This is a genomic window from Janibacter sp. CoH_79_TC_3, assembly GCF_058197955.1.
On record NZ_JBXWIV010000184.1, the window covers coordinates 1 to 241 of the forward strand.

Sequence of the window (241 nt, forward strand, 5' to 3'; positions counted from 1 at the left end):
GTAGAGATAATGCACGTAGCCCAATGACATGGAATAGTGGCTCTAAAGCAGGCTTTACTACTGGCAGACCATGGTTACCACTCAATGATGAATATCCTAATTTGAATGTGGAAACAGAAACAGAAGATGAAAATTCTGTACTTAATTATTATAAAAATTTAATAAAATTACGTAAGCAATATCCAGCATTAATTGAAGGAGATTATGAAGAATTATTGTCATATAGTCCAGGTATATATGC

The 241-nt window shown here is 32.8% G+C and carries 1 protein-coding gene; it reads left to right on the forward strand.

From position 1 onward, the window contains the following. On the forward strand, window positions 1–241 hold a 241-nt coding region (locus AC2FA3_RS15565; protein WP_490510383.1), incomplete at both ends, for an alpha-amylase family glycosyl hydrolase.